Source organism: Romboutsia sp. 1001713B170207_170306_H8 (assembly GCF_015550495.1).
Lineage (GTDB): Bacteria > Bacillota > Clostridia > Peptostreptococcales > Peptostreptococcaceae > Romboutsia_E.
Genome location: NZ_JADNAX010000001.1, coordinates 119,941 through 146,623, shown reverse-complemented (window position 1 = coordinate 146,623; position 26,683 = coordinate 119,941). Strand labels below are relative to the sequence as shown.

The following is a 26,683-nucleotide window of genomic DNA, read 5'->3' as shown; positions in this document are numbered from 1 at the left end:
CTTTTTATACTTTTATTTGTTTTTTTCGTAAAAATTTACTACTAAATAATCTTTTTCCTCTACATTTATATAAATCCCATATACTTCCTTCAGTAAACTTGCATATGACTCTGGAGAATTTATACTTGCCTTTAAGGAATCTATATCTCCTACAGCTTTTATTATAAATGGTTGTCCATATGTTGTTTCATTTACTGTAATTGTTGCACCTGAACATTTTATTTTACTTGTTGGTAGAACTCTTTCATCATTTATAGATATCCCTTTTGCCCCTGCTTTTCTTAGGTCATTTATAACTCTCAATATATCTATATCATGAATAAGTAAGTCATTTGGGTTTTCACCACTAGATAACTCTCTTTCGCTGTCCTTCATAGTAATAATTATTCCATTTCCTTTAACATCTGAATATCCACTTATTTCTTTTAAATATTTTAGTTCATCATTCATCAATTCTTCTACTGATTTATTTTCATCCTCATCAACATGCTCATATACTTTTAGGCTTTGTTCATACTTATCTTTTTTTTCTTTTAAATTTTCAATTTCAAGCTTAATATCATTTATTTCCTCTTCAATTTCCCTTTTTTGTTTCAATGTTATATATACATTGTTTGAATTCATAGACTTTATGTAAGTAGAAATAAATATCCCTATCATAAAAGCAATTAATATTATTAGCATCTTTTTTGTTTGTAGTTTATACTTATTAATTTTCATCGTCTTCAATTAACTCGCTATTATCTTCCAAATATTTTCTTTCTGATGATGCTTCTATTTTTAGATCTTCACTTTTTTCTACAGTAACTTTAGCATTATAATATTTTTCTATTTCCCAGACAATACCATATTTAATTTGAAGGGCTGATGCTAATGTGTCTGAATTTCCTATTGCTTTTATTATAAATGGCTCTTTTATAATACTATCATTTAAGTATAGTTTATCTTCCTTTAAATGTATATACGAATCATGCACTATTCGTTGATTATTCATTGATATAGCATTTGCTTGAGCAGAATTTAATTTATTTATAAGAGATAATAATATGTCATAATTATAAGATATATTATTTGAAGAATTATCATTTAAATTATTATTTGTAGATTTAATAGTTACCTTAATTCCTTCCCCTTTTACATCAGTGTATCCTGCTAACTCTTCATATTTTTTAATTTCTGATTTTATACTATCATCATTACTACCATCTTCATCACTTTTATAGCTATCTATGCTATTTTGTATTTCATATATTTCTTCTTGTAAATCAGCTTCTTCTTTTTTTAATGATTTTAATTCTTGAGCTAATTGTTCTCCTTTTTTGAGGGTTGTCATTCCATTATTTTCTATATTTATGCTTCTTAATTGTAAACTTATAAAAATTCCTAATATAGTAGTGACTATAATTAAACTTTTATAAGGTATTTTTTTGTGCAAATTAATCACTCCTCATTGCTGCTTATTAACTAGGTTTATATACTGCGTAATTGCTATAAGTTAAATCTACAATACCACTTTTTATATTTTTACTTTGTAAATCTACAAGTATTTTGCTAGTTCTAGATATATTATAATCTAAGTTATCATCATTTATTATTAAAAATTTAGGTCCAATATTTGCTATAATATTTACATTAGAACCTGTGTATTCAATTTCTGATATTTCATTTTCTAAATGCTCTTCTTTTAATAATGCTATTAAATTTAAAACGCTTTTTTTAACTTTATCATTTTCAAATTTAACAGTCCCATTATTTAAAGTATACTTCACATTAAATACTATTTTATCATTATTTTCATATAAATTATCAATTTTTTCAATTAAGTTTCCACTATTATCTATATAACAAAAATCTGTTCCATTTGATAATAGTGCTATAACTTCTTTTTCTTTTATTGTTATTACTATTTTGTTTGGAAGTTTACGCTTAACCTCTACATCATCTACATAAGGATTTGATTGTATCTCTTTTTTTATATCTTTTAATTTGTAACTAAATATATTTTTTTTAGTGATTAATTTTTCTTCATTTATTACCTCATCTTTTTTTAATACGCTATTGCCTACTATTTCAACTTTAGTCAAATTAAATAAATCGCTTTTTAATAAGGTTACTAATCCTATAGAAAACATAAAAACACATAGTAAAATAATCATCACTCTATCTGTTCTTATTTTTCTTTTTTGCTTCTTCAAATCTTCACCTCCTATAAAAAAGTAGCATATTATAAAATACAACCTTATTATCATATTTCCCTACATAATAAACTATACTTTCGAAAGCAATTTCAATCTTATTTTTACAATAAATAAGATTGTCCTATTTTAAACTACTTTTTATTCTATTATATATTAAAAGGCTCTATTTCGAGCCTTTATATTTTCCTAATATCTGCACCTAGATCTCTAAGTACTTTTTCTATATTTTCATAACCACGTTCTATATGGTATATATTATCTATTTCACTTTCGCCATTAGCTGCTAATGCCGCAATAATAAGACTTGCTCCACCTCTTAAATCTGTAGACTTAACTTTGTTTCCATAAAGTTGATTTACACCTCTTACCTTACATATATTAGCATTTACTAAAGTTATATCTGCTCCCATTTTTTTAAGTTCGCTACAATGCATAAATCTATTCTCAAATATAGTTTCAAAAAATACCGTAATACCATCAGATAATGTCATCAAAGCCATCATTTGAGACTGCATATCTGTTGGAAAACCTGGATGAGGTGATGTTTTTATTAAGTCTACAGCTTTTATAACTTTTGGTGCAACCATAATTAGTCCACTTTTTGTATATTCTATTTCACAACCCGCACCCCTTAATACGTTACTTATAGGCTCCATATGCGCTTTTATAGCATTTTCAACCTCTAATCTACCACCCGTTATAGCACTAGCAACCATATATGTTCCTATAGCTATTCTGTCGGGTATTACACTATATTCTACTCTACCTAAATTTTTTACGCCTTCAATTTCAATATAGTCAGTTCCCGCACCACTAACTTTAGCTCCCATAGCGTTTAAAAAATTCTGTAGGTCTTCTATCTCAGGTTCTTTAGCCGGATTGTATATTTTAGTTGTACCAGTAGCTCTTGCTGCTGCTAGCATGGCATTTTCAGTTGCTCCTACACTTCTTTTTTCAAAATTAATTATATTTCCTTTTAGGCATTCTCTATAGCAACTAATAACTCCATTACTTTCTTCTATATTAACATTAAGAGCCCTTAATGCCTTTAAATGTAAGTCTATTGGTCTTTGACCGATTGCACAACCTCCTGGATGACTTATTTCTATATGTTCAAGTCTTCCTATCATAGCACCCATAATAATTATTGATGACCTCATTTTTCTTACATATTCTTCATTAATTTTATGGAAATTTATATTTGAACTATCTATAATTAAGGTGTCTTCACTATATTCAATCTTGCATCCTATACTTTCTAGTATTTTTATCATAACAAGCACATCAGCTATAAAAGGTACATTATGAATAATGCTAACATTTTCATTTAGTATTGATGCTGCCATTATAGGTAATATAGCATTTTTTGCTCCCCTAATTTTTAGAGTTCCTTCTATTTTATTGCCTCCATTTATTATATACCTAGACAAAGTTAACCCCCCTAGCAGTAGATTTAAATAAAATGCCTATATTTAAAGTCTATGTACTAGAGGGGTTATATGTTACTTTTTCTTTATTCCTATTACTTTGTGCTCAGATTTTGAATCATCGCTAGTTTTATTTTCTTCCTTTGATTCCTTTGCTTCTTCATTTTTTTCTATTTTTTCTTCTTTAGAAACTTTAGATTTATTTCCTTTATTATAAATCTTCATAATCTCATCGTAAATTAAATCTATAGCTTCTGGCTTGCCTATTTCTTTACTTGCATTTGCCATATCTATTAAAAGTTCTCTATCACCTAATAGTTTAAATACTGCACTGTTTAAACTTTTTGGAGTTAAATTCTTTTCTAGTATAGCGATTCCTGCACCTTTTGACTCTATACTCTTTGCATTATACTCTTGGTGGTTTTCTGCAGTATATGCCTTTGGTATTATTATAGAAGGCTTTCCTAAAGCTGTTATTTCAGCTAATGATATAGCCCCTGCACTACCTATGACTAAATCACTGGCAGCTAATGCATTTGCCATATCTTCTAAATATGGAACAACTTTTTGATATGGCTTAAGGTCTAAGTTTTCTATACTCTTTGCAAAATCTTCATAATAATACTTACCAGTTGCAAATATAAATGCTATATCTTCTTTAACCATATTTTCTATTACAAACTTCATTGCTTCATTTATTTCTTCTGATCCTCCACTACCCCCGTAGCAAAGTACCATCTTTTTCTCTTCACTTATACCAATATTTTTTCTTGCTATATTTTTTCTTGCAACTAATATTTCTTTTCTTACTGGGTTTCCTGTAAGAACTAATTTATCTCTACTAGCTTCAGGGAATCTTTGATGAGAATCTTCAAAACTAGTTAAAACAGTTGTTACAACTTTTGAAAGTATTTTATTAGTAACTCCAGGGAAAGAGTTTTGTTCGTGAACTACTGTTGGAACCTTCTTTAAGGCCGCATTAAATAGTACTGGACCACTAACATATCCTCCCGTACCAATTACAACATCTGGTTTAAATTGTTTAACAATTTTTCTAGATTGCTCTAATCCCTTAAATAATTTAAATACTCTTTTTACGTTATCAAAATCTATTTTTCTTTTAAAACCTTGTACTGTTACTGTTTTTAATTCATACCCATATTTAGGAACTATTTCTGATTCTATTCCTTTTTCTGTACCAACAAATAAAATTTCTGCTTCAGGGTGTGCCTCTTTTATTCTGTTGGCAATAGCGATTGCTGGATATACGTGTCCTCCAGTACCTCCGCCTGATAATAAAATTTTCATTGAATCATCTCCTGTTAGTTAATTTTGACATGCTTTGAGATGTTTAACACTATACCTACAGCCCCCATAAGTATGGTTAATGATGTTCCTCCCATGCTTATAAAAGGTAATGCTACTCCTGTGGCTGGCATAGATGATGTGGCAACAGCTATATTTAAAGCTGCTTGTATTCCTATTTGAGCTCCTATTCCTATAACAACCATAGAAGAAAATATATCTGGACATTTTAATGCTATTCTTATACATCTATATACTAATATTACAAATAACATCATCACTACTATACATCCTACAAGGCCTAATTCTTCACCTATTATAGCAAATATAAAGTCATTTTGTGGTTCTGGTATGTAAAAATATTTTTGCTTACTTTTACCAAGTCCAAGTCCAAATAAACCTCCAGAACCAATGGCATATAAACTTTGGATTACTTGATACCCTGATCCTAGTGGGTCTTGGAATGGATCTAGGAATGATAATACACGTTTTAATCTATACGGAGCTGAGAGTACTAATCCTGCAAATGCAGCTATTCCTAGTGCTATCATAGTATATACAAATTTCATATTCATTCCTGCTACAAATAACATTACAAATGTAACTAATATTATAGTACCTGCTGTTGACATATTGGGTTGACCCATTATAAGTATAAAGAAAGTACCTGGAACTATAAGAAGTGGTAAAACACCTTTTGTCAAAGATTTTATATTGTCATATTTTTTTTCAATTAATTTTGCAGTTATTAATATACTGGCAAACTTAGCAATCTCTGCTGGTTGTATAGTTGCTCCACCTACACCTAACCATCTTTTTGCTCCGTTTGCTTCTATACCTAAAGGTGTTAAAACTAATACTAATAAAACTACTGCTAATATACCTATTTTAGTAGCATTCTTCTTCCAAAATGTATACTCTATCCTTGATGTTATCATCATTCCTATAAAACCTAAGACAGCGTATATTACATTTCTTTTTAAAAAATAAAAGGCATCCTGGTGTTTAAATGCAGCTTGAATATAGCTAGCACTAAACACCATTACTATGCCTATAAATACTAATGTCATAGTAGTATAAAATACTACTGGATCAAATTCAGTCTTCATTCCTTTTTTGATTTGTTTTTTTAAACCTGATTCTTTAGGCTTCAAACCTTCTTTAGGCATTTAAGACTTACCTCCCTTTGCATTTGTGTGGCGTTAAGAGGCTATTTTAAATTGTTTACATTATCCTTGAAGTCTTTTCCTCTTACTTCAAAATTACTGTACATATCCCAACTTGCACAAGCTGGTGAAAGTAAAACTACATCACCACTTTGAGCAATATCATAAGATTTTTCTACAGCTTCTTTCATATTTTTTACATTATATATTTTTTCAAATCCTTTTTCTTTTGCACATATTTCTATCTTAGGAGCTGTTTCTCCTAAAAGAACTAATGCAACAACATTACTCTTTGCAGCTTCAAGTAGTTCATCAAAACTACTTCCTTTGTCTTTACCTCCGGCAATTAAAACTATATTTTTTTTATAAGATTTAATCGCTTTTATAGTGGAGTCAGGATTCGTTCCTTTTGAGTCGTTTACAAATATTATGTCGTTTAATTCTCTTACAAACTCTTGTCTATGCTCTACAGATTTAAAGTTTTTTAATACATCTTTTATAATACTTAAATCTATATTGCTAACATAAGTTATTCCTATTGCTGCCATACAGTTCTCAAGGTTATGTTCACCTGGCAAACTTAATTCGTCAGCATTCATAAGTACTATTTTTTTGTCTATATCTATAATTATATTATTATTTTCATCTAGATATATTCCTTTATTTAATTTTTCTTTTCTAGAGAAAAAAATAACCTTAGAGTTACATTTTTGTGATAAATCTCTAACTATAGTATCGTCATAATTTAAAATTGTAAAATCTTCTTCTTTTTGATTTTCAAAAATTCTAGATTTTGCAGCTATATAATTTTCCATAGTATGGTGTCTATTCATATGATCTTCAGTAACATTTAAAAATGCACTTACCTTTGGTCTAAACTCATCAATACTCTCTAATTGGAAACTACTTAATTCAGTTACTAAGATTGAATCTTCATTAGTTGAATCTACTGTATCTATTACAGGATTACCTATATTACCAACTATATAAGTATCTTTGTTAGCCGTTTTAAATATTTTTCCTACTATACTAGTTGTTGTAGTTTTACCATTCGTTCCTGTTATACCTATAAATGTAGGATTATTTTTAGATAATCTGTATGCTAGTTCTACCTCACCAATTATCTTTATATTATTATTTTTAAGTTTACATATAAAAGGTAAATCTAGGGGAACTCCTGGAGACACTATAGCCATATCTATATCATCAACATTTTCTGGATGATACCCTAATATATATTCAACATTTTTTATATCTTTTAATTGTGCTAATATTTCTTCTAATTGTGCTTTTTCTTTTATGTCATTTACAATCGTTTTAGCTCCTAGTTTATCTAAATATTTTATTGTAGATACTCCAGTTTTCGCTAAACCTACTAGTAAAACTTTTTTATTTTTAAGTTCCACTTTATTTCCCTCCAAAATTAGAATACTGCTACTACTCCTATCCAAGCTAGAACTATAGTAACTATCCAGAATGTGAATACAACCTTTGTTTCTGGCCATCCACATTGTTCAAAGTGATGATGTATTGGAGCCATTTTAAATATTCTCTTTTTAGTTAATTTGTAATATCCAACTTGAAGCATAACAGATAAAGCTTCTGCAAAATATATACCTCCAACTAAAACAAATACAAGCATAGAATTTGTTAAAATAGCAAAAGCAGTAACTGCACCACCTAATGCCATAGAGCCTGTATCTCCCATAAATATTTTTGCAGGATATGCATTAAATCCTAAGAACCCTATACAAGCACCTACTGTTGCTGCAGCAAGAACTGCTACATCTGTATTTGATATTGAAGCTGCAAATATCATAAAGAATCCTGCAACTATTACTGTTACACCTGATGCTAATCCATCTAAACCATCAGTTAAGTTAACTGCATTTACTATACCAACTATCATAAATGTCATTATTGGTATGTATAATGGACCTAAGTTTATTACAGCATCTGTAAAAGGTATTATAAGTTGTGTCGCACTTGGTGATGAACTGTATTGGTAGTAAGAAACATATAAAGCTAGTGCAAATTGCATAACTATTTTTTGCCATGGCTTTAATCCTAATGATCTTTTCATTTTAATTATTATAAAGTCATCTACAAACCCTACAAATCCAAATCCTACTACACATAAAAGCCCTATTACCATATCTGAGCTAATATTACTTCTTGTAAGTCCTGTTATAAGTATAGCTATTATTATAAGAACGCCTCCCATTGTAGGTGTTCCATTTTTTTGTAAATGTGTTTTTGGTCCATCATCTCTAACTGTTTGCCCAAATTTAAATCTAGTTAACATCGGTATAAATATTGGTCCTAATATAATTACTATTAGAAATGAAATCATTGCTGTATAAGTAAGTTCCTTTATTCCTAACATAATATAACTCCTCTCCCTGTCATTGTTCTCTTTTCGTTGTTTACTTATTTAAATATTCTACTATTTTTTCTAATTTCATACCTCTAGATGCTTTTACTAATATTACATCTCCTTTTTGTATTAAATTATCAAGTTTATTTATTGCATCTTCTTTAGTTTCAAAGTGATGTATATTATTTGAATCAAATCCTAAACTTTGGGCTTCTTCTCCTATAAACTTAGAGTCTTCTCCTATTGTTATTAATACATCAGTATTTCCTATTGCCGATTTACCAACAAGTCTATGCCCATACTCTGCATGTTCTCCCATTTCAAACATATCTCCAAGTATAGCAACTTTTCTTTCTTTATATCTACCTAAAATTTTCAGTCCAGCATTCATAGAATCTGGGCTAGCATTATAAGTATCATTTATTATAGTTAAGTTATCAGTTTTAACTATGTCTAATCTCATTTTTGTCGCTTTATAGTTTTTTAAACCTTCCTTTATATTTTCTAAAGGAATTTCTAAGGTCATACCACAAAGTATAGCTGCCATAGCATTATATATATTATGTTCACCTACCGCTGGTACATATATTTCTTCTTTATTTCCATTTATTACACATGTAAAAGTTATATTATCTTCTCCCATGTTGAAATCTTCACAATATATATCATTGTCTTTATTAAATCCAAATGTTTTTAATGTATAAACATGATCTTTATCTTTTAATGTTGATAAAAACTTGTCATCTCCATTTACAATTAAAGTATTTGATGAATCAAAATTTGTTGTTATCTCCATCTTTGCTTTTAATATTCCTTCTTGTGAACCAAGTCTTTCTATATGAGATAAACCTATATTTGATATAACTCCAATTTTAGGATTTACGATATTTGCTAAATGCTCTATCTCATTAAAACCTGACATTCCCATTTCAATAACTGCACATTCATGCATTTTATTTAATTCAAATAACGTAAGAGGTACACCTAATTGATTATTAAGATTTCCTTCATTTTTTAATGAATTAAATTTAGATGATACAGCTGCATATACCATATCTCTTGTAGTTGTTTTTCCAACACTACCAGTTATACCTATAAATGGTATATTGAATTTTGATTTGTAATAATTTGCAACATTTCCTAAAGCTATTTCTGTATCTTTAACTTCTATAAGATTAATATCTGAGTGGTTAATTTCAACTTTCGATTCTTTATTCTTTATAAAAGTTCTACATCCGTTATCATATGCACTTTGCATAAAGTTATGTCCGTCTAGGTTTTCTCCAATGATAGCTACGAATACATTATTTTTATTTGCTTTTCTACTATCTATAACAACATCATTTACTATGTTATCTTCATTTCCTAAAACTAATTTACCCTGAGTCGCAATTACTAACTCTTTAACTGTTAGATTTTCCATACCACTCCTCCTTAATTTTTCTATATGCCTTATTATTTTACAACTCATCTTAATAAAAGGCAATGTATATATATACATTGCCCCCAAATAAATTTTAACTTTATAATTATATAACAGATTGTAGTTTTTTTGAAGTTATTTATAATTATCTTTAATTACAAATTATTTACAAATTTAATTATCAAAGTATATAGATATACTTGATCCTTCTGATACTTTGACACCTGGTTTTGGGAACATATCAATTACTTTAGACCCATCTTTTATTTCTACATCAGGATCTAAGTTTACAGTTAATTTAGCATCCTCTAGTGCTTTTGTTGCTTCTTCTATACTTAAATCTCTTACATCTGGAACTTCAACTTTTACTTTTTCATTATCGGCTTTCTCTTCCTCTGTATATTGTGGTTCAACTCCTAAATAAGGTAATGCCTCACTCATTATTTCTTTAATTATAGGTCCTGCAGCTGTACTACCAAATAAACTTCCTTTAGTAGGCTCATCCACTATTGCTAATACTACAATTTGAGGATCATCAGTAGGAGCAATCCCTATAAATGAGCATATATATTTTCCTTGTGCATAAGTTCCATCAACAACTTTTTGTGCAGTACCTGTTTTACCACCAATTCTGTATCCTGGAATATAAGCTGTTTTACCTCCACCATCTGTTACAACTGACTGTGCTATTTCCATCATTTTTTTTGATGTTTCTTCTGATAATACAGTTCTTACTACCTTAGATTTCACTTCTTCTACTACATTTCCTTTGTTGTCAGTGTATGCTTTTACAAGTCTAGGTTGCATAAGCTTACCATCATTAGCTATAGATGATACAGCAGTTATTAATTGTAGAGGTGTAACTGATATTGATTGACCAAATGACATAGTTGCTAGTTCTACTGGTCCAACATTTTTTTCATTATAAACTATTCCTTTTGCTTCACCAGGTAAATCTATACCTGTTTTTGAAGTAAATCCAAAGGCTTCTATGTAATCATAAAACTTGCTTACTCCTAATCTACTTCCTAACTCAACGAAAACTGGGTTACATGAATTCTGAACACCTTGAGCGAAAGTTTGCTCTCCATGAGGTCTATAATGTCTCCAACATTTTATTGTAGTTCCTGCTACATTTACAGTACCATTACATACAAACTTATCACTTTCCTTTACTAGTCCTTCTTCTAATGCTGCTGATGATGTTATAAGTTTGAATGTTGACCCAGGCTCATATGTATCATTTATTACTGAGTTTCTCCACATTGCATAATATCCATTTATTATATCTTTATCACTATAACTATCTAATAATTCTTGGTAATATGGATATATAGCTGTTCTAGAGTCATTAGGGTCATAATCTGGTTTTGATGTCATAGCTAATATGTCTCCTGTTTTAGGATCCATAGCTACTACACTTACCCTTTTAGCTCCCGTTGTTTCGTATGCTTTTTCTACTGCTTTTTCAGCATAGTGTTGTATTACTTCATCGATAGTTAATACTAATCCATTCCCTTGTTCTGGCTCATAGTAAATTTCTGAACCTTGTGGTATTTCTCTACCAGAAGCATCTGTGCTTACAATTAATTTTCCATCACTTCCTTCAAGTTTGCTGTTGTATTGCATTTCTATACCAGTAATCCCAGTTGAATCTGATGCAGTATGACCTAGTACATATGATGCAAAATTTCCATATGGATAATATCTTTGATTGTCTTCTGCTACCCAAATACCAGATAAACTTAACTCTCTTATTTTAGTTGCAGTTTCATCATCTATCCATCGTTGAACTCTAACAAGAGCAGTATTTTTTTTGTTAACTAGTTTATAAACATCATCCTCTTTTTTATCTAGTATTTCAGCCAACTTACTTGCAACATCTTTTTTATCTTCAACTTCCACTGGCTTACACCAAACAGTGTACTTTGTAACACTTACAGCTAACTCCTTCATATTTGTATCATATATTGTCCCTCTTTTAGCCTCTACTGGTATCTCTCTAGTTTGTTGTTCTGATGCCTTAGAACTTAACCATTCCCCCTTAATTAATTGAAGATAACCTGTTCTTAATATTAAACAAAAAAATAAAGTACATGCTAATATAAGAACTAATACTAACCTCTTTTTACTGTTTCCTCTTATTCTCTTCATAAGCTTTCACCCCTAATCCTCAACAGTTATATATTCAATCTGATTGTCATTTGGATAGTCCATATTTAATTTTTCTTTTGCCATATTCTCAATTTCCTCTATGCTAGTATTACTATATATATTTGAATTTAGCTGTTCTATAATTATTTCTTTAGATCTTAAATCTTTTTCCAAATAATATATATCATACCTTAGCTCTGAAATTTTAGCATAACCGCATAGATTAACTATCATTATACTTGACACAAAAGCAAACGTAAGAATTACACGTGATTTTTTAAAAGCAGTTTTTCTACTCCTATTTTTATGTTTATTCTGTTTCTTTTTCTTATATTCATTTATGTCCTTAATTTTATTATTTTTCTTATCTTTTTCCTTAGACTTTTTCATACCAACCACTCCTATAGTTAAAATAGCCATAAGACCTAAGCATAACTTATATTTAATCCCTCTATTATTATTTTTCCTTACTATAACAAACTTCCTTTAACTACTTATATATAAATTTATACATAAAACAATAAAAAAAGAGTCCTTATTATGAAAAATGAATTATATATATCGTACATAAGGATAAGTATGTCTATTTATGTTATATTTCTTAAAATCATTGATTTACAACTTATTATTTTAAAATAAAAAAACTGATTCCTATATTAAAAAGGAATCAGTTTAATTTTTAAATATTTATATCTTCATATGTACCACTTACTAATACTTTTTTATTTTCTATCATAATTTTACCATTAGCTATTACTGTATCAATATCTAAATTTTCATCAATTAGTAAAATATCTGCATCAGAACCTTCATTTATACATCCCTTTCTTGGGTATACTTCTAGACCTTTTGCAACATTAGATGTTATATAAGTCAATGCATCCTCTATACTAAAATCCAATTCATTTACCATAAATTTAAATTCATTATGTAAGCTAGATACACTTGATACCCCCATCTTAATTAAGTTACCAGCTTCATCATATTTTGACCAACTTCCATATCCATCAGAGCTTATAGTTATGTTTTCTTTAGGTACATTTTCATGTATAGCTTTTTTTATACTTTTACCTGGAGTTAAATCATCTTTCATCCCACAAGTTAAATCTATTATTCCTCCTCTTTTTGCATAATCAAAAGCCTCCATTAAAAGTTCTTTTTTTCTATTTACATGAGTAGGTCTTATTGTTTTCATAGGAATTTCAGTTTCTTTTAATATCTCATTTACTTGAGAAAGACCTTTTTTGCCATCTCCCATATGAAGAACTACTATTCCTGCTTTTCCACTTATCATACCTGCTACTCTTGCATCTGATGCTACTCTTTGTAACTCTAAATTACTTACATTAGGAGCTCTATGGTCTGATAGAGCTAACTTTACTCCTATAATCTCATCTATAAAAACTATATCTCTTTTTATAGATCCTGTTATAGTTATAGTAGGATATTCATATGAACCTGTATGAGCAAAAACTGTTATTCCTTCTTCCTTCAATGCTTTTGCTTTAGAAACTAAATTTTCTACACTTCTAGTAGTTCCATCAGTCCCTAAAAGTCCAACTACTGTAGTTATTCCACCTTGTGTAAGTTTACTTAGGGTTATCTCTGGAGCTCTAGTTTTAAAACTACCTTCTCCTCCACCTCCAGTTATATGAACATGTTGATCAATAAAACCTGGAGTAAGCTTTTTTTTACTACCATCTATAATCTTTATTTTATCATTATTAAAATTTATTTCATTTTCAATTAAAGATATTTTTCCTCCACTTATAAAAACATCTTTTACTCCCTTATATTCTGGAGAATATACCTCTACATTTTTTATAAGTATCATATATACTACGCTCCCTTAGTTAAATTTTCTTTATTGTCTAATTTAGCTATTCCAAATCCAGTAATAGCTAATATTATAGCAAATATTATTCCTGTATAGTTTAATATAGCCCATGGTAGGTATTCTAAAGTAGGAACACCTAATGTCGCTGTCATATATGCTCCTGCTGCTGACCATGGTATTAATGGAACTATAACTGTACCAGAATCTTCTAAAGTTCTTGATAGATTTTTAGGATGTAAGTTTCTCTTAGGATATACCTCTTTAAATAACTCACCTGGTACAAGTATTGATAAATATGAACTTCCTGTAACAAATGCAACAGTAAAGCAAGATACTATAGTTGATATTATTATTCCAGTTGTAGATTTTACTTTTGACATTAATAAATCAAGTACTACATCAAGCATTCCCGAAGAACTTGCAATTCCTGCAAATCCCATAGCGCAGAATATAAGTACTGTTGTACTTGTAACAGACGCCACTCCACCTCTATTTATAAGTTTTATTACTTCAGCTGTAGCCTCACCTTGAAAACCTGTCATAGTTAAATCAAAACCTGATATTAAAGATGTAAATCCATCAACTAAACTAAATCCTTGGACAGCTGAACCTAAAAATACACTAAATAAACTTGTACCTAACATAGTTGGTATAGTTGGCCATCTTTTTACAGACCCTAACACTATAATCGCTAATGGTATTAATAAGATTATATTAAAGTTAAACATAGAATCTAATTGTTCCATAATTAAATTAACTGATTCTGGAGTTACTAACTCTCCTGAAGAGTTAAATCCTACTATTAAATAAACTACCGCTGATACTATAGCTGCTGGCACAGTTGTGTAAAGCATGTGCTTTATATGATCATATATATCACTTCCCGCTGCCATAGGAGCCAGATTTGTAGTATCTGAAAGTGGAGATAATTTATCTCCTAAAAATGCTCCTGAAACTACAGCCCCTGCTGTTGCTGGAAGAGATACTCCTAATCCTCCTGCTATACCCATCATTGCTACACCAATCGTTCCTGCAGCTCCCCATGATGTTCCTGTAACTATTGCAAGTAATGCCGATAATAAAAATGCAGTTACTAGTATAAATTTAGGATTTATCATTTGAACCCCATAATATATTATCATTGGTACAGCCCCTGAGAACATAAGTGAACCTATTAAAAGCCCTACACTCCATAAAATTAATGTTGCAGGAAGTGCATTTGCTATCTTATCTACTATAGATTTTTGCATCTCATCCCATGTATAACCTAGTTTTAAAGCTATTATCCCTGCTATGAAAGCTGAAGCTATCATTATAGGCTCTGCTTTTATGTTTAAAAAACCATATCCTATGGCTAAAGCGACAATCATAAAAACTATAGGTATTAATGCTTGTAATAATGTTGGTTTCTTTTTTGATGTATTCATTTAAATTCCTCCGTTTATTTATTTTTCTACATTATTTATTAAGCAATTTCTATGCCAACTTTTATATTTATCGCTTATTTTTTAAAACTTAAAACATAAATCATTGGAGTCTATTTTTATTTAAGGCATAATACAAGATTCATCTTCATTATATAAGCTATAATTTTAGGAGAAAATAATGAAAAGGGTTAATCAATTAAGATTTAACCCTTTTTATCCCTTTCTCTGATATTTTCGTCCCTTTTAATCCTTTATTAATATCTATATATCCATCATTTCTTAATTTTTTCATTATACTTCTTACTTTTCCTTCGCCAATACCATAACCTTCTTCATAAGATACAATGGATAATGTTCGTCTACCTATTCCTTCATATTTATAAATCTTTTTTAATACCCATAACTCTTTTTCATCTAAATCTTCTTTTATTAATGATTGATTACTTAAACTATCTTCTTTTTCATATTTAACGGATTCAATTATATACTTTGGAAAGTCATTTACCTCCACTTTTGAATCAATATCTTTTATTGTACATACGTATTCTACAATATTTACTAATTCCCTTATATTACCTGGCCAATGATATTCTTCAAGTAATTTTATAGCATCATTTGTAAAAAATAACTCTAAATTATCTATTTTAACAAATTTAAATAAGTAATATTCTAGTAATAACTTTATATCCTCTTTTCTATTACGAAGTGGTATAGAGTATACAGGCATTACATTTAATCTATAATATAAATCTTCTCTAAAGTTTTTTAACTTAACTTCTTCAAATAATTCTCTATTAGTAGCTGCTATAACTCTTATATCTATAGGAATTGCCTCTGTACTACCTACTGGAGTTATCTCCCTTTCCTGAAGAACTCTAAGTAATCTAGACTGTAAATATAAGGATGCATCACCTATTTCATCTAAAAATATGGTTCCCTTGTGTGCCTTTTTAAATAAACCGACTTTACCGCCCTTTTTTGCACCTGTAAAAGCGCCTTCTTCATATCCAAAAAGCTCACTTTCTATTAAGTTCTCTGGTATTGCTGCAAAGTTAATAGCTACAAATGGATAATCTCTTCTTTCAGATTCATTATGTATGGCTTGAGCTAAAACTTCTTTTCCAGTTCCAGTTTCACCTTGAATTAAAACAGTTGAATTTGTTTTAGCAATTTTCTTAGCCAAGTTTATATTTTTTATTAAAGATTTACAACTACCTACTATATCATCAAAAGTATACTTAGAATAACTATCTTTAGACTTTTCTTTTCGTCTTAATTCATCATCAATTTTATGTATATGCTTAACCTCATTAAGTACAATCATATTGCCACTATAAATATCATTATTTCTTATATTTTCTTTAGATATTAAAACCTCTTTATCACTAATACTAATAATGTCTTCTTTTAAATCTTTAAAATGCTTATAAATATTTTCACCTATAATATTTTCTTTAGACGTATTTAATAACTTAACTGCTTCTTCATTTAATGTTATTACATTATCTTCAGTGTCCGTATAGATAATGCCATTTCTTTGGTTATCTACTATACTTGTTAGAACTTCTTTTACTTTATTACTTTCTTGATACATACTTATATATTTCTTAGAAATATCTATAATATCTTTATAAAAGTAAGATGAAATTAAACTTTCATACTCTTTCATATAATTTAGTTTCATTAGTATTTCTATTAAACTTATTACATCCATCCTCCTAGGCTTTATATCTATAACCCTTTTTATCCCATTAGGAACCAAATGAGGTTCTCCTGGTGTAATAGCTATACTAGCGTTTTTATAATTAATAATACCCGGATAATAAGAATAATAATTTACATGATCTATTCCTTGATTATTAAGTTGATTAATAACTTCGTCACAACTTTCTTTAGTATCATTTACAACAAGTATATCTTCATATTTTCTTATTTTTAAAATCTCATCAATACATTCATGCCTTATTACCCTTTTTAAAATTACATAATCTAAATTTTTATCTATTTTAGGAAGGCATATATCCTTAACTTCTTGGCTAGAAAATATAACTAAGTCACCATCTAATTTATAGTCACAACTACTATTTAAAATTAAATTATTTATATTAACTTTATCTTTCAAGATATATTTTAATTGATTTTTTATACTTAATCCTGTATGTTCTCCAAATGATATTATTAAAATATTTTTCACTTTTTGCCCCCTTTATTATGTTTAATTTAAATAACATTATATAGTAATACTATAAGGTAAATCAAAATCTATTTTTAACAAGTAAATATAATAAAAAAGATTTATTATTAAAATAAAGCTTGCAATGTAAGATTATATTTACATTACAAGCTTTATTAACAATAAACCTTATATTTTCTGTGCTACTCTAAGCTTTGCACTTCTACTTCTTGGATTAAATTCTACTTCTTCCTTGCTTGGTAGTATTGGCTTTCTTGTTATAACCTTTACTTCAGCTTCTTTATCACATTGACAAATAGGAAGCTCTGGTGGACATATACAGTCCACTGATAAATCTCTAAATGCATTTTTTACTATTCTATCTTCTAATGAGTGGAATGTTATTATACACACTCTTCCACCTTCATTCATTATAGATACTGCATCATTTATCATCTTAGTTATTACTCCAAGCTCGTTGTTAACTTCTATTCTTATTGCTTGGAAAGTTCTTTTTGCTGGATGCGGTCCATCTATTCTTGCCTTTTTAGGTATTGCCTTTTTAATTATTTCAACTAACTCTCCAGTAGTTTCAATTGGCTTTTCACTTCTTCCTTCAACTATGAACTTAGCTATTCTTTTAGCCCAATTATCTTCACCATAATCTTTTATTATTTTAGCAAGTTCTTCTTCACTATAAGTATTTACAACATCATATGCTGAAAAAGTACATCTAACGTCCATTCTCATATCAAGAGGTGCATCTTGCATATAAGAAAATCCTCTATCAGCTTCATCTAATTGATGAGATGAAACTCCTAAGTCTGCTAAAACTCCATCTATTTTATGAACACCAATCTTAGCTAACTCTTCTTTTATATTTTCAAAGTTACTATGAACAAATCTTACTCTATCTGAGTATTCACTTAATCTTTCTTTTGCTGTTGCTATTGCATTTTTATCTTGGTCAAATCCTATAAAAAGACCTTTATCAGATAATCTTTTTACTATTTCTTTTGAGTGACCAGCTCCACCCATTGTACAGTCAACATAAACACCGTCTGGTTTTATATTTAAATTATCAATGCACTCATTTAAAAGTACCGACACATGATGAAATTCCATATTATATCTCCTTAGTACTACTTATTTTGATTCTTCTTCATTTGTATTATTATTTTTCTTTGATAAATAAATATGCGCTATTATTCCACCTATTACTCCTACTAAACTTATAACTTGAGCCATTCTAAGTGGACCTATCATTAAGCTATCAGTTCTAAGTCCTTCTATAAAGAATCGACCTAGCGAGTAAAATATTATGTAGTAAATGGCAAGTTGTCCTTCATATTTCTTTTTCTTTCTAAACATCCATAGAAATATGAATAAACCAAAATCCCATATAGATTCATAAAGGAAAGTTGGATGAACTTTAACACCGTCAACTATTATTCCCCATGGTAAGTTTGTAGGTCCTCCATGAGCTTCTCCATTTATATAATTTCCCCATCTTCCTATTGCTTGTGCTAGAGGCATACCTATTAATGCTACATCTGCCATTTTGAAGAAATTAATTTTCTTTATTTTTGTATAAATAAATCCAGCTAATATACCTCCTATTAAGGCACCATGTATAGCCATTCCTCCACCTCTAAAATTTAATATTTGAGATGGATTTTGAGAATAGTAACTCCAATTAAAAATAACATAATAAAGTCTTGCACCTATTACACCTGATGGTATTGCACATATTGCTAGGTTCAAAACATCATCTTCACTTATTCCTACTCTTTTAGCTTCTCTTAATGCTAAAAGCGTACCTAAAATCATTCCTGTAGCCATTAACACTCCATACCACATTACATCTATACCAAATATAGTAAATGCTACTCTATCCATTATTATTGCTCCTTATCTTTTAAATAATTTACTAAAAAGTCCCTTTTTTTCTTCATATCTGATTGCCTTAGGTATAATTATATCCTCATTTTTTATAATTAAACTCTGATTGTTATTAAATAAATTATCTGCAACTTCTTTTGAATATTTATTTTCTACAAAGTTATATGCTTCTTTTAATTGAGGTCTTCTTCTTTCGCTTCCATGAGCGTCACTTGCTATTATATGTACCATATTATTATCTAATAAAATATCACTTGTTCTTTTTATTTCTTTGCCATGCTTTCCTAATATACTAGAAGCATTTACTTGTATTATAGCTCCTTCTTTAATACAATCATATATTATATTCGGATTTTCTATAATATTATTATATCTTTCAACATGAGCTAATACAGGTGTATATCCTTTTAACTTAACTTCATAAACTACATCGGCTAAATTTTTAGGAATATTCATAGGTGAAAATTCTATTAGTACATACTTACTTTTATTTAATGTATAAAAGCTTAAAGTATCTAGATTTTCAATTATCTCATCTGTATAATATATTTCATTTCCTAACAATACTTCTAAGTTAATCTTATTTGCCTTTAAAGTTATATTGAATCTATCTACTATATCTACAAGTTCTTCTCCCATTATATACTTAAATTCAGGATGAAAATGGGATGTATTTATTATTTTTTTTATACCTTCTTTTTCTGCTATTCTTGCCATTTCTAATGCTTCTTCTAAATCAACTGCTCCATCATCAACTCCTGGCAGTATGTGACAATGTATATCTATCATAATATTTTCCCCTTACTATAATACTGATTTAATTATAAAAGTTTATTTTAATATTATAACAGTTTTAAATTTATAAAAAAGTATTTTGACTAAATTTATAATAATATTATTATAAATGTCTAATTTACTAATATCACATATTTGAATAATTGATAAAAATAGATTATCCTAAAATAAAATATATAATAAGCGGAGGTCTTATGAATAATTATAAATTAATTACAATATCTAGATATTTATCTTTATTTATGATATTTATAGATTATTTTATTAATATAAACTTATCATCAAGTTACTCATTTTTCTTAATACTGATATTTATAATAAATAATCAAATTAGGTATTTTAATTTGTACGACAAAAAAATATTTATTCATATATCACTTATAATAGAATTTATTTTAATTTATATACTTTCTAATTATATTGATAAAATTAATGTATTTTTCTTTATCCCAATGATTTTGGATATTACAAATTCTAAAAAAATCTATAACAAATATATTTACTTAATAATAGCTATAATTTTTTCATTAATAATAAATATTGATTATTCATTATTAAGTGCATTTGAATATTCATTTTTCTTATTAGTTATATCTATACTTTGTATCTATATACATAATGAAAGTTTATCTAAATTAAACTCTCAAAAAATATATAATCAACTTAGGATATCTGAAGATAAGTTAAAAAAAGCAAATTCTGATTTAGAAATTTATATAGATTCATTAGAAGAACTTACTATACTTAAAGAAAGAAATAGAATATCAAGAGAAATTCATGATAGCGTAGGACATGCTCTTTCTACAACAATAATTCAACTTAGTGCAATAGAAAAGTTAGTTTCTTATGATAAAGATTTAAAAGAATTAGTATGTGAGCTTAGAGAGTTTGTAAAAATGAGTTTAAAAGAAGTACGAAATGCTATAAATACTTTAAAACCTAAAGAATATGAAAAATATGAAAATCTTTTTAAAATAAAAGAATTAATAAATAATTTTTCAAAGATGACTAATATAGATGTTAAAATGACTGTATCTAAAAATACATGGAAGCTTTCTAGTATACAATTAACTTCTTTATATAGAGTTATTCAAGAAGCTTTATCAAACTGTATAAAACATTCTAATGCAACTAAAATTCAAATATTTTTAAATTTTAATAATGATAATTTAGTTATAAATATAAAAGATAATGGAACTACATGCAAAAATATAATCAAAGGAAACGGACTAAAAAGTATTACTGAAAGAATGAATGAACTTAATGGCTTAGCTAGATTTAATTCTTCTAATGATGGTTTTTTAATACATGCTTCTTTTCCTAAAAATACAAGAGGTGAATTTATTGAGTAAAATAAATGTTTTAATTGTCGATGATGAAAAACTTATAAGAACAGGTCTTAAAATAATACTAAAATCTTATGATGATATAAATGTTATTGGTGATGTAGCAAACGGATATGAAGCTTTAGATTTTTGTAAAAATAATAGTGTAGATTTAGTTCTTATGGATATAAGAATGAATATATGCGATGGTGTTTTAGGAACTAGATTAATTAAAGAATATGATGAATCTATAAAAATACTTATACTTACTACTTTTAATGACGACAAATATATAAAAGATGCTATGAACCTAGGTGCATCTGGATACCTTTTAAAAGATAGCTCTAATGATGTTATATATGAAGGAATCCGCTCTAGCTTTTATGGAAATATAGTTTTAGATAAAAGTGTTGCATCAAAGGTCATTAATAATGAAACTAATAATACAAATGAAATTATAAACACACACAATTTATCATCTAAGGAAATTGATATAATAAAGCTTATAGCAAATGGTCTTACTAATAAAGAAATAAGTAATGAATTATTTCTATCTGAAGGAACTATAAAAAATAATATAAGTAATATATTATCAAAACTTAACCTTAGAGATAGAACTCAAATTGCTATATTTGCTTTTAAAAATAAAATAGTGACTTAAGTCACTATTTTTAGTTACTTTAAGTTATAGAAAAACCTCCCGTAATTTTTTATTATAGTATTAGAAAATTACGGGAGGTTTTTATGAGCTTTATAAAAATAGAAAATATAACAAAAAGATTTAACGATAAAATAGCTTTAGATAATATTAGCTTTAATATCAGTGAAGGTGAAATATTTGGACTTATAGGTCCAAATGGTGCTGGTAAGTCAACATTAATAAATATTGTATCAGGACTTACTTCACCTAATAGCGGTACTATTCAAATAAATAATATGACTATGGACAAAGACTCCATAAAAGTAAAATCTTTAATAGGATTAGTTCCACAAGAACTTGCAATAATAGAAACTTTAACACCTTATGATAACTTAGAGTATTTTGGTTCATTATATGGACTTAAAGGTAAATTATTAAAAGAAAGAATAAGCGAGTGTTTAGAAATATCAGGTCTTATAGATGTTAAAAAGAAAAAAGTAAGTAAATTATCTGGTGGTATGAAAAGAAGACTTAATATAGCAGTGGCTTTAATTAATCATCCTAAAATATTAATACTTGATGAACCAACAGTTGGAGTTGACCCTCAATCAAGAAATCATATTTTTACAGTCTTAAAAAATCTATCAAAAGAAAGAAATACAACTATAATATATACATCTCATTATATGGAAGAGGTAGAAAGTCTTTGTTCTAAGATATTTATTATGGATGAAGGAAAAGAAATTGCTTTTGGTACTCAAGATTATTTAAGGAACTTAGTTTCAAGTAACACTAATATATCCATATGTGTAAATAATTTAAATGGAAATATTATATTTGAACTAAAAAATCTCAAGGGAGTTATATCTGTAAAAGAAGAAGACGGTTTACTTTTACTTAGTACAGAAAAAGATTTTTCTATATCAAAAGCTTTAAGTATATTAGAAAGTAACCATGCTTGTTTCTCTAATATTTCTTATAATAATTCTAGTCTTGAAGATGTGTTTTTAAATCTTACAGGAAAGAATCTAAGATATTAGGAGGATATTATGAGATTATACTATAGTATTAAGTTTTTCTTTAAATCACTTAAAAGTAATTTATTTATGAATATATGTAACTTTATACTTTTACCAATTTTTATGGTTTTCTTTTTAGGAAGTATAAGTAAGTCAACATTTGAAAGCCCTAATGTTACTCAAATTATAAATATAAACTTTGTAGATAATGATAATACTACTTCATCAAATCATCTTATTAGTTATATTAAAAATAATTATAGTGAATTATTTAGTATAGAAGATAAAAATAAGGATCTTAATTTAGAAATAACAATTCCTAAAGGATATGAAGTTAGTTTAGAAAATAATAATAAAAATTCCATAAATATAAAAGAACTTCATAAAAAAAGCTCAAACTTCTCAAGCATTGCTAAAAATATTATAGATAATTATCATGAAGAATTATATTTTAGTGATGTTGGTACTTCATTTATAGAAAGTAAATTTGTAGATTCAAATATATCTAAGTCTTCATCTGAGTATTTTGCTATATCACTATTAGGTTTTTTAATTATATCAATGATATTTAATAATACTGCATCTGGTTATGAGGGTGAAGTAAGTAATTCTTATATAGGAGAATACTCTGGATTAAATAAACGAATATACTCTATGCCTATATCTAGAGTAAGTAAGTTAATTTTAAGCTTTGTAAATTTATTTATATATTCTTTAATTTTTTTAATTTTATATGTGTTTATTAATAGATTTTTAGGAACTGCATTTACTGGAAATATATTTTTATTAATTATTATATGTTTAATTACATCCATATTTATAGCTTCAATATCAAAGTTCATAAGTTCATTTATTCCTAAAAAATATGGTGTTATCATTACATGTATTTTAAGCTTTGCTGAGTTAATTTTAGGTGGTACATTTGTTCCTTTTTATGAGGATTTATCTAAATTTTATACTCTATCACCTACACATATTATAAATAATTTATTTACTAATTATAGTGTATACGATAATTTTAGCTCTATATCAACTTCATGTATTTTAATACTATTAATATCATCAATATTATTTATTTTATCAGCAATAAAAGAAAAATATCATTGGAGGGAAATATAAATGAATATAATTAATTTAACTTTAGCAAATATAAAGAGGTATTTAAAATCACCTCATTTAATATTACCAATGATATTTGTACCATTAGTTATGATATTTTTTGTAAGCTCATCAGTAAATAACTCAAATGGATCTTTATTTGAGCAACAAATTGCCTTGGTATGTAACAAAGATGGAAAATATGAAAGCAAACTTATAGATGAACTAAGAGATAATATGACTTTATTTGATATTAAGGATAAAGAAAAAGCTATAGATTTACTAAAAAATAATGATATTTCTTCTGTTATAGTATTAAATAATAATTTTTCTGTTGATATTGATAATTCAGTTAGTCCTAAAGTTACATCATTTAAAACATCTAATGGTGGAGGAAGTTTATTAACTGAATCAAATATAAATAAATTTATAAGTAAATCGTTAAAATATAAGGAAGACGGTAATATAAATACAAGTATAATAACTTCTAATATAATAAAAAAAGAATCTTCTCTATTAGGAAGCGACGTATTATCTGTTTTTATGATTTCTTATTTTTTATACTTATGTAGTGGTGTATTTTGTATGGATTTATTATCACTTAGAAAATCAAATGTATTAAGAAGAATGTTATCTACTAAAAATAAAGATTTCCATATTATTTTTAGTTTATGTTTCTCATTATTTTTAGTTCAAGCATTCTTTTCTTCTTTAGCTTTAATCTTAGCAAATATAATTCATGGAGATAATATAAGTATACCTACTATATTATTAATTTGTGCTAACTCATTTGTTTCTACTGGTTTAGTAATTTTCATATGTAGGTTATTTAAAAAAGAATCTTATGTATTTCTTACAACTTCATTTTATTGTTTAATTAGTATCATTTTATGCTTAGGTGATTTACTACCTTCATTAAATATTAATAGTCAATTATTTAATAAATTATCTATGATATCTCCATTTTATTGGATATTTGAAGTAGCTAATGGAGGTAATATATATATATCTATATTTGCTTTATTGTTAATGGGATTAGTCTTTATGACATGTGGTAGCTTTAAATTAAAAGACTTTGCTAGAAATTAAAAAAAGAATTCACTAAATAGTGAATTCTTTTTTTATTATTTAGGCTCAACTATAGATATTACACAATACTCCTCTTTTAAATGCTCTTTAAGTCTTTCTTCTATTTCTTCAAACTTAACTTCTTTTATAACATCTAAATAATCTAGTACATTCATACCCTTAAAGTTATATGCTATAAAGTTATTTGCAATAAAGTTAACAGAGTCAAAATATTTTAAGAAATGTCCAATTTTCTTTTTCTTAGTTCTTTCAAAAGCGACTTTATCTAAACCTTCTTTTTTATATTTTTCTATATATTCAAGAATTATTCTTTTTACTTCCTTGGGATTTTTAGAATCTCCACCTATTATAGTAAACCCATAATTTACTTGAGATGAAAATCCTGATCCAAAGTTTTCATTTATTAATCCTTGCATGTATAAGTCTTCGTAAAGAGCTGTCCCTCTTTTAAAAATCATATCTATTAATATTTCTGTAATTATTTCCTTTTTCATAAGCTCTTTACCAGACATACCTACATTATTATCTTTAAATGCTATATTAAACATAGGTATTGATATTGGAAACTTTTCAATTACTTCCTTTTCATTTACATGATTAGGTTCATCTGGATAAAATGTTTCTATTTTATGTTCTAATTTTTCTACATCATTATGATTATATTTTTTTACCGTATCCATAACTTTATTTACATCCAAATCTCCAACTACAAATAAAGTCATATTTCCTGGATTATAAAATGTATTGTAACACTTATATAATTCTTCTTTTGTTATTTTATATATACTATCAACGCTACCTGCTATATCAACTCTTACTGGATAGTTTACATACATTGCTTTTAAAGCGTTAAAATATACATTCCAATCAGGATCATCATTGTACATTTTTATTTCTTGTTCTATTATTCCCTTTTCCTTTTCTACATTTTCATCTGTAAAATAAGGAGTCTGAACGTAATCTATCAAATGAGCTAAGCATTCATAAAAATACTCAGTACAAGAAAATAAGTAAGCCGTCATTGTAAAATTAGTAAATGCATTTGCACTTGCTCCATACTTAGAAAATTCGTCAAATGCATTTTTTCCATTTGGTTGTTCAAACATCTTATGTTCTAGAAAATGAGCAATTCCTTCGTTTACTCTTATTGGCTTATTCTCGCCTATTGGCACAAATTCTAATTCATTTGAACCATAATTAGTTGCAAGAACTGCATATTTTTTTGTAAATCCCTCTTTAGGCATAAAGTAAACATCTAATCCATTTTCTAATTTTTCATAATATATCTTTTCTTTTAAAACTTCATTAGTAATTTCTTTCATATTTAT

General features: G+C 27.5%; 23 protein-coding genes. 5 read left to right on the top strand and 18 right to left on the bottom strand.

Going from position 1 to position 26,683, the window contains the following annotated elements; translation table 11 throughout:
• Positions 1–12: 12 nt before the first annotated feature.
• The 17 genes from I2A66_RS00670 to I2A66_RS00590 form a co-directional block, all read right to left on the bottom strand.
• Positions 13–720: a DUF881 domain-containing protein gene (locus I2A66_RS00670; RefSeq protein ID WP_122638387.1), complete on the bottom strand. Its 708-nt coding sequence runs from the start codon at positions 718–720 to the stop codon at positions 13–15.
• Positions 710–1,435 carry a DUF881 domain-containing protein gene (locus I2A66_RS00665; protein ID WP_243113289.1) on the bottom strand — a complete coding sequence of 242 codons (726 nt, stop codon included), beginning with the start codon at positions 1,433–1,435 and terminating at the stop codon, positions 710–712. The genes I2A66_RS00670 and I2A66_RS00665 overlap by 11 nt, the downstream gene beginning before the upstream one ends.
• Before the next feature lie 25 nt (positions 1,436–1,460).
• Complete coding sequence (locus tag I2A66_RS00660) at positions 1,461–2,195, bottom strand: cell division protein FtsQ/DivIB (protein WP_195250782.1); 735 nt, start codon at positions 2,193–2,195, stop codon at positions 1,461–1,463.
• 179 nt (positions 2,196–2,374) lie between these two features.
• Positions 2,375–3,628 carry a UDP-N-acetylglucosamine 1-carboxyvinyltransferase gene (murA, locus tag I2A66_RS00655; protein ID WP_122638389.1) on the bottom strand — a complete coding sequence of 418 codons (1,254 nt, stop codon included), beginning with the start codon at positions 3,626–3,628 and terminating at the stop codon, positions 2,375–2,377.
• Positions 3,629–3,700: 72 nt separating this feature from the next.
• On the bottom strand, positions 3,701–4,933 hold the full coding sequence (gene murG, locus I2A66_RS00650) for an undecaprenyldiphospho-muramoylpentapeptide beta-N-acetylglucosaminyltransferase (RefSeq protein WP_122638390.1): 1,233 nt from the start codon (positions 4,931–4,933) through the stop codon (positions 3,701–3,703).
• 14 nt (positions 4,934–4,947) lie between these two features.
• Positions 4,948–6,099: a stage V sporulation protein E gene (spoVE, locus tag I2A66_RS00645; RefSeq protein ID WP_122638391.1), complete on the bottom strand. Its 1,152-nt coding sequence runs from the start codon at positions 6,097–6,099 to the stop codon at positions 4,948–4,950.
• Positions 6,100–6,140: 41 nt separating this feature from the next.
• Positions 6,141–7,502, bottom strand: coding sequence for a UDP-N-acetylmuramoyl-L-alanine--D-glutamate ligase (gene murD, locus I2A66_RS00640; RefSeq protein WP_147515601.1), 1,362 nt, complete (start codon positions 7,500–7,502; stop codon positions 6,141–6,143).
• A 17-nt stretch (positions 7,503–7,519) separates the two neighbouring features.
• Positions 7,520–8,485, bottom strand: a complete 966-nt coding sequence (gene mraY, locus I2A66_RS00635) for a phospho-N-acetylmuramoyl-pentapeptide-transferase (RefSeq protein ID WP_122638393.1) — start codon at positions 8,483–8,485, stop codon at positions 7,520–7,522.
• Between the two features lie 37 nt (positions 8,486–8,522).
• The gene (locus tag I2A66_RS00630; protein ID WP_122638394.1) at positions 8,523–9,896 is read right to left on the bottom strand and encodes a UDP-N-acetylmuramoyl-tripeptide--D-alanyl-D-alanine ligase; all 1,374 of its coding nucleotides are present in this window, start codon (positions 9,894–9,896) and stop codon (positions 8,523–8,525) included.
• 174 nt (positions 9,897–10,070) lie between these two features.
• Positions 10,071–12,050: a stage V sporulation protein D gene (locus tag I2A66_RS00625; RefSeq protein ID WP_122638395.1), complete on the bottom strand. Its 1,980-nt coding sequence runs from the start codon at positions 12,048–12,050 to the stop codon at positions 10,071–10,073.
• 12 nt (positions 12,051–12,062) lie between these two features.
• The gene (locus I2A66_RS00620) at positions 12,063–12,440 is read right to left on the bottom strand and encodes a hypothetical protein (RefSeq protein ID WP_122638396.1); all 378 of its coding nucleotides are present in this window, start codon (positions 12,438–12,440) and stop codon (positions 12,063–12,065) included.
• Positions 12,441–12,729: 289 nt separating this feature from the next.
• Positions 12,730–13,884 carry a beta-aspartyl-peptidase gene (gene iadA, locus I2A66_RS00615; RefSeq protein ID WP_122638397.1) on the bottom strand — a complete coding sequence of 385 codons (1,155 nt, stop codon included), beginning with the start codon at positions 13,882–13,884 and terminating at the stop codon, positions 12,730–12,732.
• 5 nt (positions 13,885–13,889) lie between these two features.
• On the bottom strand, positions 13,890–15,314 hold the full coding sequence (gene nhaC / locus I2A66_RS00610) for a Na+/H+ antiporter NhaC (RefSeq protein ID WP_122638398.1): 1,425 nt from the start codon (positions 15,312–15,314) through the stop codon (positions 13,890–13,892).
• Positions 15,315–15,510: 196 nt separating this feature from the next.
• Positions 15,511–17,508: a sigma-54 interaction domain-containing protein gene (locus I2A66_RS17530; protein ID WP_122638399.1), complete on the bottom strand. Its 1,998-nt coding sequence runs from the start codon at positions 17,506–17,508 to the stop codon at positions 15,511–15,513.
• Positions 17,509–17,676: 168 nt separating this feature from the next.
• Positions 17,677–18,612, bottom strand: coding sequence for a 16S rRNA (cytosine(1402)-N(4))-methyltransferase RsmH (gene rsmH, locus I2A66_RS00600; protein WP_195250781.1), 936 nt, complete (start codon positions 18,610–18,612; stop codon positions 17,677–17,679).
• Positions 18,613–18,633: 21 nt separating this feature from the next.
• Entirely contained in the window at positions 18,634–19,386 is a 753-nt protein-coding gene (lgt, locus tag I2A66_RS00595) for a prolipoprotein diacylglyceryl transferase (protein WP_122638401.1), read from the bottom strand.
• A 12-nt stretch (positions 19,387–19,398) separates the two neighbouring features.
• The gene (locus I2A66_RS00590) at positions 19,399–20,178 is read right to left on the bottom strand and encodes a tyrosine-protein phosphatase (protein WP_147515603.1); all 780 of its coding nucleotides are present in this window, start codon (positions 20,176–20,178) and stop codon (positions 19,399–19,401) included.
• Between the two features lie 200 nt (positions 20,179–20,378).
• Here I2A66_RS00590 and I2A66_RS00585 point away from each other — a divergent pair, with 200 nt between their 5' ends.
• The 5 genes from I2A66_RS00585 (at position 20,379) to I2A66_RS00565 (ending at position 25,355) form a co-directional block, all read left to right on the top strand.
• A complete protein-coding gene (locus I2A66_RS00585) occupies positions 20,379–21,536 on the top strand; it encodes a sensor histidine kinase (protein ID WP_147515604.1) in 1,158 nt (385 codons plus the stop codon).
• Positions 21,529–22,170 (top strand): response regulator transcription factor, encoded by a 642-nt coding sequence (locus I2A66_RS00580; protein ID WP_122638403.1) that lies wholly within the window; start codon positions 21,529–21,531, stop codon positions 22,168–22,170. The genes I2A66_RS00585 and I2A66_RS00580 overlap by 8 nt, the downstream gene beginning before the upstream one ends.
• Before the next feature lie 83 nt (positions 22,171–22,253).
• The gene (locus tag I2A66_RS00575; RefSeq protein ID WP_195250780.1) at positions 22,254–23,189 is read left to right on the top strand and encodes an ABC transporter ATP-binding protein; all 936 of its coding nucleotides are present in this window, start codon (positions 22,254–22,256) and stop codon (positions 23,187–23,189) included.
• Positions 23,190–23,198: 9 nt separating this feature from the next.
• Entirely contained in the window at positions 23,199–24,287 is a 1,089-nt protein-coding gene (locus I2A66_RS00570) for an ABC transporter permease (RefSeq protein WP_147515606.1), read from the top strand.
• Positions 24,288–25,355, top strand: coding sequence for an ABC transporter permease (locus I2A66_RS00565; RefSeq protein ID WP_195250779.1), 1,068 nt, complete (start codon positions 24,288–24,290; stop codon positions 25,353–25,355).
• A 35-nt stretch (positions 25,356–25,390) separates the two neighbouring features.
• On the opposite strand, the gene yfmH is transcribed toward I2A66_RS00565, so the two are convergent.
• The gene (gene yfmH, locus I2A66_RS00560; protein WP_147515608.1) at positions 25,391–26,677 is read right to left on the bottom strand and encodes an EF-P 5-aminopentanol modification-associated protein YfmH; all 1,287 of its coding nucleotides are present in this window, start codon (positions 26,675–26,677) and stop codon (positions 25,391–25,393) included.
• Positions 26,678–26,683: the final 6 nt, after the last annotated feature.

What these genes read in the sequence shown, in the direction of transcription:
- I2A66_RS00575 (WP_195250780.1), top strand. Translation starts at nt 22,254, where the DNA reads ATGAGCTTTATAAAAATAGAAAATATAACAAAAAGATTTAACGATAAA.
- nhaC (WP_122638398.1), bottom strand. Translation starts at nt 15,314, where the DNA reads ATGAATACATCAAAAAAGAAACCAACATTATTACAAGCATTAATACCT.
- rsmH (WP_195250781.1), bottom strand. Translation starts at nt 18,612, where the DNA reads ATGGAATTTCATCATGTGTCGGTACTTTTAAATGAGTGCATTGATAAT.
- I2A66_RS00670 (WP_122638387.1), bottom strand. Translation starts at nt 720, where the DNA reads ATGAAAATTAATAAGTATAAACTACAAACAAAAAAGATGCTAATAATA.
- I2A66_RS00585 (WP_147515604.1), top strand. Translation starts at nt 20,379, where the DNA reads ATGAATAATTATAAATTAATTACAATATCTAGATATTTATCTTTATTT.
- I2A66_RS00570 (WP_147515606.1), top strand. Translation starts at nt 23,199, where the DNA reads ATGAGATTATACTATAGTATTAAGTTTTTCTTTAAATCACTTAAAAGT.
- I2A66_RS00630 (WP_122638394.1), bottom strand. Translation starts at nt 9,896, where the DNA reads ATGGAAAATCTAACAGTTAAAGAGTTAGTAATTGCGACTCAGGGTAAA.
- spoVE (WP_122638391.1), bottom strand. Translation starts at nt 6,099, where the DNA reads ATGCCTAAAGAAGGTTTGAAGCCTAAAGAATCAGGTTTAAAAAAACAA.
- lgt (WP_122638401.1), bottom strand. Translation starts at nt 19,386, where the DNA reads ATGGATAGAGTAGCATTTACTATATTTGGTATAGATGTAATGTGGTAT.
- I2A66_RS00565 (WP_195250779.1), top strand. Translation starts at nt 24,288, where the DNA reads ATGAATATAATTAATTTAACTTTAGCAAATATAAAGAGGTATTTAAAA.
- yfmH (WP_147515608.1), bottom strand. Translation starts at nt 26,677, where the DNA reads ATGAAAGAAATTACTAATGAAGTTTTAAAAGAAAAGATATATTATGAA.
- I2A66_RS00590 (WP_147515603.1), bottom strand. Translation starts at nt 20,178, where the DNA reads ATGATAGATATACATTGTCACATACTGCCAGGAGTTGATGATGGAGCA.
- I2A66_RS00620 (WP_122638396.1), bottom strand. Translation starts at nt 12,440, where the DNA reads ATGAAAAAGTCTAAGGAAAAAGATAAGAAAAATAATAAAATTAAGGAC.
- murG (WP_122638390.1), bottom strand. Translation starts at nt 4,933, where the DNA reads ATGAAAATTTTATTATCAGGCGGAGGTACTGGAGGACACGTATATCCA.
- I2A66_RS00625 (WP_122638395.1), bottom strand. Translation starts at nt 12,050, where the DNA reads ATGAAGAGAATAAGAGGAAACAGTAAAAAGAGGTTAGTATTAGTTCTT.
- iadA (WP_122638397.1), bottom strand. Translation starts at nt 13,884, where the DNA reads ATGATACTTATAAAAAATGTAGAGGTATATTCTCCAGAATATAAGGGA.